Here is a 12898-nt window from a genome sequence, read left to right on the forward strand (position 1 = left end):
ATCTCCATGCCCATCGGCTCGGCGGCCGGCTCGGGCGCGGGAGCCGGCTCCACCATGGCGGCGAACTGCACCGGCGCCGCTTCGTCGGCGGGTGCCTCGGTAGGCATCGGCAGGTACATGTGGTGGGTGAACTGCGGCTGGTAGGCGCCGCCACCACCGATCTTCACGCCGCCGCGCTCGCCGCTGGACACCGGAGTGCCGTCGGGCAGCGTCACCGCAGTGTGGCTCCTGTTCCAGCCCACCACCAGCGCACCCGGCGCGGTGCCGTACTGGAAGCCGCGCGCCAGCAGAGCCGACTCCTCGTTGGCGGTGTGAAACCGGTCACCGAAGGCCGGCCGGCCGGTGGCGACGTTCGACACCCACGACGCCAGGCCCGAGCAGTCCGTCCCGGCGGGGCTGTCCCCACCGGAAATGTACGGCGTGCCCGAAACCTGCTGGATGAGCGCCATCAGCGCTTCGAGACCAAACATGACCAGGCACATTAACAATGGCTAACTGAGCGAACCAAAATCTGTGGCAGGCATCACGTTTGACGTTAAAGTTGTTAGGCATTACGCCACAACGTAAAACGCCAGGTAGAGGGGTGAAAATAAGCCGCGCAGACCGGATTTCGATGTTTAAGTGCTGGTAGATGCGATGTAAGCGGCCCGTCGAGAGTTGTTGCGAGCGACGTTAATTCAAATTGCTCGACGAATCCCCCTGGCGGGCAGCCCAACTGCATTGGTAGTACCGGCGTATCGGCGAGAAGGACTGCCGCGCAAAGTGTATCGATTCTCCCCGGCATGCAGCGCCAATGAAACGGTTTGTCATTCCCTATTGTTCAATGATTTTCGAAACGATGGCCAACTCGGCGCCGCGCGGTGCTTGGCCTGAGCCGAACGGCGTCAAAGCGGGGAAATCCGGGGCTGCCGGCGTCCGCCGGCGCGATGCTCATCCGAGCCGATCCGGCGTCGGCCACGCCCCCAGCCGACATCGGCGCGCCGACCCCGTTCCGCGCGCCGCGAGGCGCCCGGGTGAGAAGATGGCGACGCGCACGCCGATCAGCGGCCGTTGCCGATGTGGACGTGAGACGGTATCAAGCTATGCAGAACCTCAGCTACCTGACTTACGAAGAGTTCGGGCGGAAGTTCTTCGAGATCGCGGTCACCGAAGAGCGGGTGGCAGCGGCGTTCGCCGCGATCGCCGGTGATGAGTTCGAGATGCCCCCGATGCGGCAGGGGCCGGGCGGGATCGCCCGGGTCAGCGCGAAGGTGCGGATCCAACAACCTCGGGTGACTCGCGGCCTGGGTGATCTGCTCACGTTCGCCATCCACATTCCGCTGGAGATCGACCTGCTTATCGACTTGCGCCTGGACAAGCAGCGGTTCACCGTGGCCGGTGACATCGCGCTGCGGGCCACGGCGCGGGCCGCTGAACCGTTGCTGCTGATCATCGACGTGCCGAAACCGCGGCCGTCCGACATCACCGTGGAGGTGTCGTCGACGTCGCTCCGAGGTGAGCTGCTGCGGATCTTCGCCGGGGTCGACGGGGAGATCCGGCGGTTCATCGCCAGCTATGTCGCCGACGAAATCGAGAGCCCGCAGTCGCAGCAAGCGCAGGTCATCGACGTCGCCGAGCGGCTGGACTCGGCCTGGACGGGCATCTGACCGGGCGACGAGTGTCACCGAGGGCGCGGGCCGGCCGGCTACGGGTGGGGGATCGCGGGGATGGCAGGGATCGCCGGGATGGCAGGAATCGCCGGAATCGCCGGAATGGCGGGGATGGCGGGAACCGCAGGCGCTGACGGAACCCGGGGTGCCGCCGGCGCCGGGGTCGCCCCGCCCTGCGGCGCGGGGTGCTCAAGGGCAGGTGCCGCGCTGGTCAGCGGGGCCTCCGGGCCGACGGTCTGCTCCGGCACGGCTTCGTCGGGGGCAATCGGCGTCATCGGGGCCAGCGGAGCGCCGGGCGCGGTGGTGACCTCGCCGTAGCCCGCGTCGTCTGAATCGTTCTCGCAGTCACCGCAGCCGGTCGCCATCGCGCCCACCGCGATCCCGGCCACCACCACCGACAGGACTGATTTTCCGATACCGCGATTCCGCATGGATGCTCCCGTCGCTCGGTTGACTGGATCTACCCTACGACGGCCCGACCGGCGCGCGAGTTACAGCGTCTGCCGGTACCCGAAGAACTCGTGATCCTCGTTGTAGCCGCCGTAGCCGCCGCCCACCTCGCGGAAGTGTTCGACGAACTCGATTCCTTTGAGCCACTTGACCATTTTGAAGCCGTGCTGCAATTCGTTGCGGAGCCGCAGCGGCGCGCCGTGGCCGTAGCTGAGCGGTTCGTCGTTCATTCGGTAGGCCAGCATCGTCAGATGGTGGTCCATCTGCTCGATGGCGTGGGCGTCGTAGTAGAGCCCGCCCTCGGAACCGGGCGCCATGGAGTAGAACACCACCCACTTGGCCTCCGGCAGTGGTCTGACGATGTCGAGGACGGTCTTCATCGCCACCCCGCCCCACTTGGCGACCCCCGACCACCCCTGGATGCAGAAGTGCTGGGTGATCTGCTCGTGGTAGGGCAGGGCCTTCAGCTCGTCCAGCGAGAAATCCCTCGGGTGCTCCACCAATCCGTAGACGTGCAGCCGCCAGTCGGCGAAATCCCCGGCGAACATCTCCTTGTACTCGACGGTCTCGGGGTAGGTCCCGTTGTGCCAGAAGTGCGGGGAGATGTGTTCCTCGGTGAAACCGCCGGGTTCGGGGTTGACGTGCTCGAACAGTCGCTGCAGCGGGCCGATCAGTGCGTAGCCGACGCGCTGCACCACCCGCGGATGCCGGTAGGTGAACGGGGTCGCCCACACCCAGGCGAGGGCGGTCACCGCCATCGCCGCGGCGAAGACCCAGAAGCCGGCGAGACCGGAACCGTCCCGAGCGGCGAACATGTGATTGAAGTTGCGCACCGCGTCGGTGGCGAACACCAACGTCACGTGCACCAGGATGAACACCAGGAAGTAGGCCATCACCAAGAAATGCAGCGAACGGGCCAGCTGTATGCTCAGCCGCTTGCTGATGCGGGTCAGCCGCATGGACACCGCCGGGCTCATCCCGATCCCGGTGATCACCGCTGCCGGGGCGGCGATGAACACGGTGGTGAAGTACGCGAGCTGCTGCAGGCCGTTGTAGGCCACCCAGCCGTTGTCGTCGGGCCAGTCCAGCGACAGGTACTGCATGCCCACCGACAAGGCGTTGGGGAAGACGGCCCAACTGGTCGGCACGAGGTGACGCCAATGCCCGGTGGTGAACAGCAGCACGTAGAACACCGCACCGTTGGCCAGCCACAACACGTCCGCACCGAGATGCCACCAGCGGGCCAGCCCGATGGCGTGCCGGATCCCGGGCAGGCCGAGTTGGTCGGGCAGGCCCACCGAGTCCTGTTTGGCGGTCCACATTGGGTCCTTCGGGACCGGCCCGGCGATGCGGAACCACTCGTCGGTGTCCGGGGTGGCGTTGCGGCTGAAGTACAACCGCGGATGGTCGGCCAGGATCTGGATGCCTGACCGGACGATGAACGTCATCAGGAAAAGATTGAAGAAGTGCTGCCAGCCGGCCCAGGCGGGTATTCCGGCGGTTCCGCCGGTCGCGACGGTACCCGGGTACCGGTGGACGAAGGCGGCGACCGCCGGGAAGCCCACCAGATACCTCGCTACCGCGACAGCGATAACCAGTGCCGCGAAACCAATTGGGAGCAACCACAATAGGTTGAACCATCGGTTTCTGCCGACGCGCAGCCGCGGAGCGGTGGCCATCTTCTCGCCCAGGCCGCCCGCCCAGGTCTCGTGGTCGACGACATGGTGTGCCGGTGTGAGCTCGTCGCGGTGGCTCACCAGTGCCGTGCGACGGTGGTTCTCGTCAATGTCTGCCATGACCCGATTCCTCGCCCGATCCCATCAATAAAAAGGATTACGGTGCGGAATATTAGTCGGCGGGGCTGCGAGCCGGATGGGGATTCGATGCCGGGTCCCTGAAGGCGTCGGCGAACCGGCGTCGAACGCACGGAAGGGGCCGCACCCCGACGGGCCGGCCCCTTCCGTGCGCTGGGGAACGTCAGATCGTCTGGTGGCGACCGAAGAACTTGTGGTCTTCGCTGTAGCCGCCGTGACCGCTGCCGATCTCTTTGTAGGACGCCACGAACTCGATGCCCTTGATCCACTTGACCAGCTTGTAGCCGTGCTGCAACTCGTTGCGTAGCCGCAGCGGGCGACCGTGCATGTACGGCAGCGGCTCGTCGTTCATGTTGTAGGCGAGCATCGACATGTGATGCCACATCTGGTCCACCGGGTGCGCGTTGTAGTAGATCCCGCCGGTGGCGCCCAGGCCCATCGAGTAGAACACCACCCATTTCGCCTCGGGTAGTGGCTTGACGATCTCCATGATCGTCGACATCTGCACGCCACCCCACTTGGCCACCCCGGACCAGGCCTGCACGCAGAAGTGCTGGGTGATCTGGTCGTGGTAGGGCAGCGCCTTGAGGTCTTCCAGGCTGAATTCCATCGGGTTCTCGACCAGCCCGTACACCTTGAGCCGCCAGTCCTTGAAGTCGCTGGCCTCGTGTTCCTTGTACTCGACGGTCTCGGGCAGCCGGCCGTTGCGCCAATGGAACGGTGAGATGTCGTCCTCGGTGAAGGTGCCGGGCTCGGGGTTGAGCTTCTCCAGCGAACGCTGGAAGGGCCCGATCAGGGCGAACCCCACCTTCTGCACCACCCGCGGGTATTTGATCGTGAGCGGGGTCGCGGCTAACCAGGCGACGATGCACACCGCGGCGGCCGCGCAGAAGACATAGAAGCCCGTGGCGCTGTGGCAGCCCGGCTCGGCGCCTTCGACACATCCGCGCGCGGCGAACATGTGGTTGAGATTGTCGAACGCGTCGGTGGCGAACACCATCGTGACGTGGACCAGGATGAACATCAGGAAGTAGACCAGCACCAGGAAGTGCAGTGAGCGTGCCACCTGGATGTTGAGCCGCAGGTGCTTGCTGATCAGCCCGAGGCGCTGGGACAGCGCCGGCGACATACCCAGGCCGGTGATCACCGCGGCCGGTGCGGCGATGAACACCGTGACGAAGTAGGAGATCAACTGCAGCGCGTTGTAATTGGTCCAGGTGTGGTCGTCGGGCCAGTTCAACGACATGTACTGGATCATCACCGAGGCGGCGTGCGGGAAGACGTCCCAGCTGGTGGGGATGATCCGGCGCCATTGGTCGGTGCTGAACAGCAGGACGTAGAACACCGCACCGTTGAGCAGCCACAGCACGTCCAGGCCCAGGTGCCACCAGCGGGCCAGCCCGATCGAATGCCGGAAGCCCGGCAGCCCGAAGTGCCGCGGCAGCGCGACGGTATCGGCGTTGGCCGTCCAGTACGGGTCGTCCGGGACCGGGGGGCCCACCCGCAACCATTCGTCTTTACCGGGCGTCGAGTTGCGGCTGAAGTACAGCCGCGGGTGATCGCAGAGAATTTGGATTCCGGATCGGATGATGAACATCATCATGAACAGGTTGAAAAAATGCGACCAGCCCAGCCACGCGGGCAGCCCGCTTTCGACCTTCGTGGACGGCATGCTGCCGGGGTATTCGGCGATGAACTCCTCCACACCGGGGATGTTGCGGATACCCTTGCCGGCCGCGATCGCCGCGACCAGCCCGACGAACCCGATCGGAATCAGCCACAACAGGTTCAGCCACCTGTCACGGCCGATCCGCAGGTGCGGGGCGATCGCCCGCCGGGACAGGTCGAAACCACCCCCGTATGTCTCGACGTCGACGGTGTCGTCGTGATTCTTGTGAATCTCGGTGCGGTAGCCCTGCTCCAGTTCCAACTCGACGTCCACGACGTCGGTGGAGTAGTTCACACGGTGAGTGGTCTCTTGCGTCGCTGGTGAAGTGGCCGGCCCCCGAGGGTCGAGCTGGCCTTCAGCGCCCTGTCCGTCGAACGTCGTCACGCTCGCGACAGTACAGCCGTCGGGGCCGCGGGCCGCCGCTCTGACACCAAATGCACAGGTTCTTAGCAGCAACCTCTGACCTGCAGATTCGTCCTGCGCAGCGGGTGCCGCGGCCGCGGATGCGGTTTTGGTCCGCGAGTCGGTCACCGGCCCGGATTCGCCGACCGGCGGCTTTCGATCGGCACGATTTTTTCCGGACGGGGATCCGGATCCCGCCAAGCGGCGCGCCGTTGCGCTCAGGTGTATCTCGCACGTAACTGACCGTTCACCTGACGCCCTCATAATTCGAGTCAGAATCGCGGACCTGGATTCGCCATCGCCGCCGGATTGCAATCTGCGCGGACGGCGGTCGCTGCGCAACACGGCTAGCATGCGCAGTGGAGAAACTTGTGATCAGGCAGGGGTAAATGACGACCTATATGGCACCGGAACGGCTTCGTCGCCGGCCAGTCCGGCCGGCGGGGGCTGGGGCGCACCGTGGCTGACGAACAGCGGGGGCCCGGTTACGGCCTGGGGCTGTCGACACGCACCCAGATGACCGGGTACCAATTCCTGGCGCGGCGGACCGCGATGGCGTTGACCCGCTGGCAGGTGCGGATGGAAGTCGAACCCGGCCGGCGCCAGGCGCTGGCGGTGGTCGCCTCGGTATCGGCGGCCTCGGTCATCTGTCTGGGTGCGCTGCTGTGGTCGTTTCTGAGCCCATCGGGTCAGCTGAATGAATCGCCGATCATCGCCGACCGCGACTCCGGGGCGCTGTATGTGCGGGTCGGCGACACCTTATATCCGGCACTGAATTTGGCATCGGCCCGGCTGATCGCGGGCCGCGCCGACAATCCGCACAAAGTGCGCTCGGCGCAGATCGCCGAGCAGCCGCACGGCCCGCTGGTCGGTATCCCGGGCGCGCCTTCGGACATTTTGCCGACCTCACCGTCGTCGTCGTCGTGGTTGATCTGCGACACCGTGGCCAACGTGCAGGGGGTCGGAGCGCCGTCGCCGGTCACGGTGACGGTCATCGACGGCAGCCCGGACCTCAACTCCCGCCGCCGGGTGCTCGACGGCCCGGACGCCGTCGTGCTGCGCTACAACGATGAGTCGTGGGTGGTTCGGCAGGGCCGGAGGTCGCGTATCGATGCCGCCGACCGGGCGGTGCTGTTGCCGCTGGGCCTCACCCCCGAACAGGTCGAGCATGCACGGCCGATGAGCCAGGCGCTTTTCGACGCGTTGCCGGTCGGCCCGGAGCTGGCGGTGCCGTTCGTCCCGGAGGCCGGCCGTCCGCCGGCCTTCCCCAACGCCCCCGGGCCGGTTGGAACCGTCTTCACCACTCCGCAATTGGCTGGGCCGCAGCAATATTCGGTGGTGCTGATGAACGGCGTGCAGACGGTGTCGCCGGTGGTGGCACGCATCCTGCAGAACGCCGGGGCGACCGCCGGCGGCGCACCGGTGGTGGTGGCGCCGCCGGAGCTGGCGAAGATGCCCGTGGTCACCGGGCTGGACCTGTCGGCCTACCCCGAAGGACCGCTCAAGGTCGTCGACATGAAGGAGAACCCGTCCACCTGTTGGTGGTGGGAGCGGTCCAACGGTGACAGCCGGGCCCGGGTCCAGGTGGTGTCCGGCCCCACGATTCCCGTGCCGCAGAAGCAACTCAACCGGGTGGTATCACTGGTGAAGACCAATAACAACAACATGCCGCAGGCCGACCGGGTCTACTTCGGTCCGGGCTACGGCAACTTCGTCGCGGTGACCGGCAACGATCCGGACGCCTCCACGCGGGAATCGCTGTGGTGGCTGTCCGCGTCGGGGGTGCGCTTCGGGGTGCCCGGCGACGATGAGCGCAAGGCGCTGGGGCTGGTCAGCGAGCCGGCCCTGGCGCCGTCGGTGGCATTGCGGCTGCTGGCACACGGCCCGACGCTGTCCCGCGAGGACGCCTTGGTACGTCATGACACCCTGCCGACCGATATGAGCCCTGCAGAATTGGCGGTGCCCAAGTGAAACGTGGATTCGCCCGGCCGACGCCGGAACGCGCCCCAGTGGTCAAGCCGGAGAACATCGTCTTGCCCACGCCGCTGAGCGTGCCGCCGCCGGAAGGCAAGCCGTGGTGGCTGGTGGTGGTCGGGGTGTTGGTCGTCGGCCTGCTGGTCGGCATGGTCTCGATGACCGTGGCCAACGGCTCCCGGATGTTCCTGGGCGCCGGCGCCATCTTCCCGATCTTCATGATCGGCGGCATCGCGATGATGATGTTCGGCGGCCGCTTCGGCGGTGGCGCCCAGCAACTGAGCCGCCCCAAGCTCGACGCGATGCGCGCCCAGTTCATGCTCATGCTGGACCGGCTGCGCGAGTCGGCCGCGGAGTCCGCAGACAGCATGGACGCCAACTACCGGTGGTACCACCCGGCGCCGTCCACGCTGTCCGCGGCGGTCGGGTCGTCGCGGATGTGGGAGCGTCAACCCAACGGCAAGGACCTCAACTTCGGGCTGGCCCGGGTCGGGGTGGGCATGACGCGGCCGGAGGTCACCTGGGGTGAGCCGCAGAACATGCCGACCGACATCGAGCTGGAACCGGTGACCGGCAAGGCGCTGCAGGAGTTCGGGCGCTACCAAAGCGTGGTCTACAACCTGCCGAAGATGGTCTCGCTGTTGGTCGAGCCGTGGTATTCACTGGTCGGCGACCGCGAGCACGTGCTCGGGCTGATGCGTGCCATCATCTGCCAGTTCGCCTTTTCCCACGGGCCCGACCACCTGCGGATGGTCGTCGTCACTTCCGATGTGGAGCAGTGGGATTGGGTGAAATGGCTGCCGCACTTCGGCGACCCCCGCCGGCAGGACGCCGCCGGTAACGCTCGCATGGTGTACGGCTCGGTGCGCGACTTCGCCGCCGAACACGGCGACCTGTTCTCCGGGCGCGGCTCCTTCATGCCGCGCCACGCCAGCTCGTCGGCGGAGACGCCGACGCCGCACCACCTGATCGTCGTCGACGGCGTCGATCCGCAGTGGGAGTACGTCAACACCACCGAGGGCATCGACGGGGTCACATTCTTCGACCTGACCGGCGCCCCGGAGTGGCGCGGGGTGTCACAGCGGGTACTGCGCTTCGACGACAAGGGCATCATCAACGCCCTGCCGCGCGACCGCGACACCTGGATGGTCATCGACGACAACGAGTGGTTCTTCGCCCTGGCCGATCAGCTCAGCCTGACCGACGCCGAGCAGTTCGCGCAGCGGATGGCGCACTGGCGGCTCGCCGAGGCCTACGAAGAGATCGGCCAGCGCGTGACGCACCACATCGGGGCTCGCGACATCCTTTCCTACTACGGCATCGAGGATGCCGGACGCATCGACTTCAACCAGTTGTGGACGAGCCGGCAGAACGAGGGCAGCCGGGCTCGGCTGCGCGTCCCGTTCGGCAACCGCTCCGATAACGGCGAGCTGCTGTTCCTCGACATGAAGTCACTGGACGAGGGCGGCGACGGCCCGCACGGCGTCATGTCGGGAACCACCGGCTCGGGTAAGTCGACGCTGGTGCGCACCGTGATCGAGTCGCTGCTGTTGGGCCATTCGCCCGACGAGCTGCAATTCGTGCTTGCCGACCTCAAGGGTGGTTCGGCGGTCAAGCCGTTCTCCGGGGTGCCGCACGTGTCGCGGATCATCACCGACCTGGAAGACGACCAGGCGCTGATGGAGCGCTTCCTGGAAGCCATGTGGGGCGAGATCGCCCGCCGCAAGTCGATGTGTGACAGCGCGGGCGTTGACGGCGCCAAGGAGTACAACGAGATCCGGTCCCGGATGGCCGCGCGTGGGGACCACAGTCTGCCGCCGCTGCCGATGCTCGTCGTGGTGATCGACGAGTTCTACGAGTGGTTCCGCATCATGCCGACTGCGGTGGAGGTGCTGGACTCGATCGGCCGGCAGGGCCGCGCCTACTGGGTGCACCTGATGATGGCGTCGCAGACCATCGAGAGCCGCGCCGAGAAGCTGATGGAGAACATGGGCTACCGGCTGGTGCTCAAGGCGCAGACGGCCGGTGCGGCACAGGCCGCCGGCGTGCCGAACGCGGTGAACCTGCCCGCCAAGGCCGGCCTCGGCTATTTCCGCAAGAGCGGCGAAGAGGTCATCCGCTTCCAGGCCGAGTTCCTGTGGCGCGACTATCAGCGTGGCGGCATGCTCGACGACGAACAGTTGCCGCAGGTGCACTCCATCGACTACATCCGGCCGCAGCTGTTCACCACCGCGTTCACCCCGCTGGAGGTGAGCGTCAGCGGCACCGAGATCGAAGCGGCCGACGAGATGCCGGCCATCACCGCCACCCCCGCCGAGGAGCCCCCGGCCGAGGAAGAGGACTGGATCCGGATTCCCAAGGTGGGCACGGTGATCATCGATCAGCTGCGCCAGATCGACTTCGAGCCGTATCGGTTGTGGCAGCCGCCGTTGGACGAACCGGTGGCCATCGATGAGCTGGTGAACCGCTACCTGGGCCACCCGTGGCAGGAGAACTACGGCACCCGGCGCGACCTGGTGTTCCCGATCGGTCTCATCGACCGGCCCTACAAGCACGACCAGCCACCGTGGACGGTGGACACCTCCGGGCCCGGCGCCAACGTGCTGATCCTGGGGGCCGGCGGTGCGGGCAAGACGATCGCGCTGCAGACGCTGATCTCTGCGGCGGCGCTGACTCACACCCCCGAACAGGTCCAGTTCTACTGCCTGGCCTACAGCGGCACCTCGCTGACCACGGTCGCCAGCCTGCCGCACGTGGGCAGTGTCTGCGGGCCGACCGACCCCGACGGGGTCCGTCGTACGGTGGCCGAACTGCTGGCGCTGGTGCGCACCCGCAAGCGCAGCTTCCTCGAGAACGATGTGGCCTCGATGGAGGTCTTCCGGCGCCGCAAGTTCGACGGCGCCCCCGGAAGCGTGCCCAACGACGGTTTCGGCGACGTCTACCTGGTGGTCGACAACTACCGTGCGCTGTCCGAGGACAACGAGGTGCTCGTCGAACAGATCAACCAGATCATCAACCAGGGCCCCTCGTTCGGCGTGCACGTGGTCGTGACCGCCGACCGCGAGTCGGAGTTGCGGCCCCCGGTCCGAAGTGGCTTCGGATCCCGGGTCGAGCTGCGGCTGGCCGCGGTGGAGGACGCCAAGTTGGTGCGTTCCCGGTTCGCCAAGGACGTCCCGGTCAAACCGGGCCGGGGCATGGTCGCGGTCAACTACGTGCGCCTGGACAGCGATCCCCAGTCCGGTCTGCACACGTTGATCGCCCGGCCCGCGATGGCCGACACCGACGATGAGGTGTTCGAGTCCGACAGCGTGGGTGCCGCGGTCAGTCAGGTGGCGGTGGGCCGGGTGCGCCCGGTGCGGCGGCTGCCGGCGCGGTTCGGGCTGGACGAGGTGCGGGCCGTCGCGGTCAACGACCAGCGCGAGGGCGTGGGGGCCGGCGGCATCGCGTGGGCCATCTCCGAACTCGACCTGCAGCCGGTCTATCTGAACTTCGCCGAGAACGGGCACCTGATGGTGACCGGGCGCCGCGAGTCCGGCAAGACCACCACGCTGGCCACCATCATGAGTGAGATCGAGCGGCTGTACGCGCCCGGCTCCAGCACCGCGCCGCCCACCACGCAGCGGTCGGCGCAGGTGTGGCTGATCGACCCCCGCCGGCAGCTGTTGACCACCCTGGGCTCGGACTACGTGGAGAAGTTCGCCTACAACATGGACGGGGCGGTGGCACTCGTCAACGAGCTGGCCGCCACGTTGGCCAACCGTGAGCCACCGCCGGGTCTGTCGGCCGAGGAACTGCTGTCGCGTACCTGGTGGAGCGGGCCGGACATCTTCTTGATCATCGACGACATCCAGCAGTTCCCGCCGGGCTTCGACTCGCCGTTCCAGAAGGCCGCGCCCTGGGTGACCCGCGCGGCCGACGTCGGCCTGCACGTCATCGCCACCCGCAGCTTCGGCGGCTGGTCGTCGGCGGGCAGCGATCCGCTGCTGCGGGCGCTCCACCAGGCCAATGCGCCGCTGCTGGTGATGGACGCCGACCCCGACGAGGGCTTCATCCGCGGCAAGATGAAGGGCGGTCCGCTGCCCCGCGGACGTGGCCTGCTGATGGCCGAGGACACCGGGGTGTTCGTGCAGGTCGCCGCCACGGAGCTGCGGCGGGCACCGACCCAGGAACGTACCGCTGCGCCGGTGCGCTGAGCCGCCCCGTCGCGACAACCGCCGTGGCGTCGAGTAACGGCGCCGCGGCGGTTGCTGGCGGCGGAACTTACAGCGGCGTCGCCGGCAATTCGCCGCGGCCAGATTTAAACGGCGCGCCTCGTTGCAGCCACTCCGGCGAAACGCCCGCACACCCACCCCGCAGGTGAATTACAGTCTCGTGTTTCGGCAGGTCGCCCCTGTTTTGTGGGCCGCGCCACGCCTCGCGGGCGTCACCAGATGAACAGTTGCTGTCGGCAGGTGAACAGTAGGCATAATCGGCCGTTTCGGCCTTTCCGAGCGCTTAGGCTTTGGGGCGGAAAGATTGCTGACAGCGATCCGAGGAGGGACGTCAATGTCGTTCGTGAACACGCAACCGGAGGCGCTCGCCGCCGCTGCGGGGAACCTCAGCGGTATCGGAGCAGCGCTCAACGCGCAGAACGCCGCTGCTGCGGCTCCGACCACCGGTGTGGTTCCGGCCGCCGCCGACGAGGTCTCGGCGTTGACCGCTGCGCAGTTCGCCGCCCACGCGACGATGTACCAGCAGGTGAGCGCTCAGGCCGCGGCGATCCACGAGATGTTCGTCGCCACGCTCAACAACAGCGCCACCTCCTATGCAGCCACCGAGGCGGCCAACGCGGCTTCGGCCGGCTGAGCGGATTGAACGAGCAGGGGTGACGGGCATGCCGGCGACCTAAGACAACGACGTCAACCAACCGATCAACGAACTTCAAGACAAGGAGAGACAAG

8 protein-coding genes are annotated in these 12898 nt (G+C 66.9%); 4 read left to right on the forward strand and 4 right to left on the reverse strand.

The genetic code is table 11. The features are described from left to right. A partial coding sequence (locus tag DQP56_RS18375; RefSeq protein ID WP_234825721.1) for a C40 family peptidase occupies window positions 1-470 on the reverse strand: 470 nt, incomplete at its 3' end. Between the two features lie 612 nt (window positions 471-1082). On the opposite strand from DQP56_RS18375, the gene DQP56_RS18380 reads away from it, so the two are divergent. After that, window positions 1083-1646 (forward strand): hypothetical protein, encoded by a 564-nt coding sequence (locus DQP56_RS18380; RefSeq protein ID WP_112687831.1) that lies wholly within the window; start codon window positions 1083-1085, stop codon window positions 1644-1646. A 38-nt stretch (window positions 1647-1684) separates the two neighbouring features. Here the strand turns inward: DQP56_RS18380 and DQP56_RS18385 are convergent, their stop codons facing one another. The 3 genes from DQP56_RS18385 to DQP56_RS18395 form a co-directional block, all read right to left on the reverse strand. Further along, window positions 1685-2080, reverse strand: a complete 396-nt coding sequence (locus tag DQP56_RS18385) for a hypothetical protein (protein ID WP_112687833.1) — start codon at window positions 2078-2080, stop codon at window positions 1685-1687. A 60-nt stretch (window positions 2081-2140) separates the two neighbouring features. Continuing rightward, window positions 2141-3895 carry a molybdopterin-dependent oxidoreductase gene (locus DQP56_RS18390; protein WP_112687835.1) on the reverse strand — a complete coding sequence of 585 codons (1755 nt, stop codon included), beginning with the start codon at window positions 3893-3895 and terminating at the stop codon, window positions 2141-2143. Between the two features lie 181 nt (window positions 3896-4076). Further along, window positions 4077-5876 carry a molybdopterin-dependent oxidoreductase gene (locus DQP56_RS18395; protein ID WP_112687837.1) on the reverse strand — a complete coding sequence of 600 codons (1800 nt, stop codon included), beginning with the start codon at window positions 5874-5876 and terminating at the stop codon, window positions 4077-4079. 567 nt (window positions 5877-6443) lie between these two features. On the opposite strand from DQP56_RS18395, the gene eccB reads away from it, so the two are divergent. The 3 genes from eccB (at window position 6444) to DQP56_RS18410 (ending at window position 12803) form a co-directional block, all read left to right on the forward strand. Beyond that, window positions 6444-7955, forward strand: coding sequence for a type VII secretion protein EccB (eccB, locus tag DQP56_RS18400; RefSeq protein ID WP_112687839.1), 1512 nt, complete (start codon window positions 6444-6446; stop codon window positions 7953-7955). Beyond that, window positions 7952-12151, forward strand: a complete 4200-nt coding sequence (eccCa, locus tag DQP56_RS18405; RefSeq protein WP_112687841.1) for a type VII secretion protein EccCa — start codon at window positions 7952-7954, stop codon at window positions 12149-12151. Before eccB ends, eccCa begins: the two co-directional genes overlap by 4 nt. Before the next feature lie 352 nt (window positions 12152-12503). Next, the gene (locus DQP56_RS18410; RefSeq protein WP_112687843.1) at window positions 12504-12803 is read left to right on the forward strand and encodes a PE family protein; all 300 of its coding nucleotides are present in this window, start codon (window positions 12504-12506) and stop codon (window positions 12801-12803) included. Window positions 12804-12898 lie beyond the last annotated feature (95 nt).

This window comes from Mycolicibacter senuensis, assembly GCF_003284925.1.
Classification (GTDB): Bacteria; Actinomycetota; Actinomycetes; order Mycobacteriales; family Mycobacteriaceae; genus Mycobacterium; species Mycobacterium algericum_A.

Excerpts from the sequence above, each read along its gene's own strand:
- DQP56_RS18410 (WP_112687843.1), top strand. The coding sequence starts at position 12,504 with ATGTCGTTCGTGAACACGCAACCGGAGGCGCTCGCCGCCGCTGCGGGG.
- DQP56_RS18390 (WP_112687835.1), bottom strand. The coding sequence starts at position 3,895 with ATGGCAGACATTGACGAGAACCACCGTCGCACGGCACTGGTGAGCCAC.
- DQP56_RS18385 (WP_112687833.1), bottom strand. The coding sequence starts at position 2,080 with ATGCGGAATCGCGGTATCGGAAAATCAGTCCTGTCGGTGGTGGTGGCC.
- DQP56_RS18380 (WP_112687831.1), top strand. The coding sequence starts at position 1,083 with ATGCAGAACCTCAGCTACCTGACTTACGAAGAGTTCGGGCGGAAGTTC.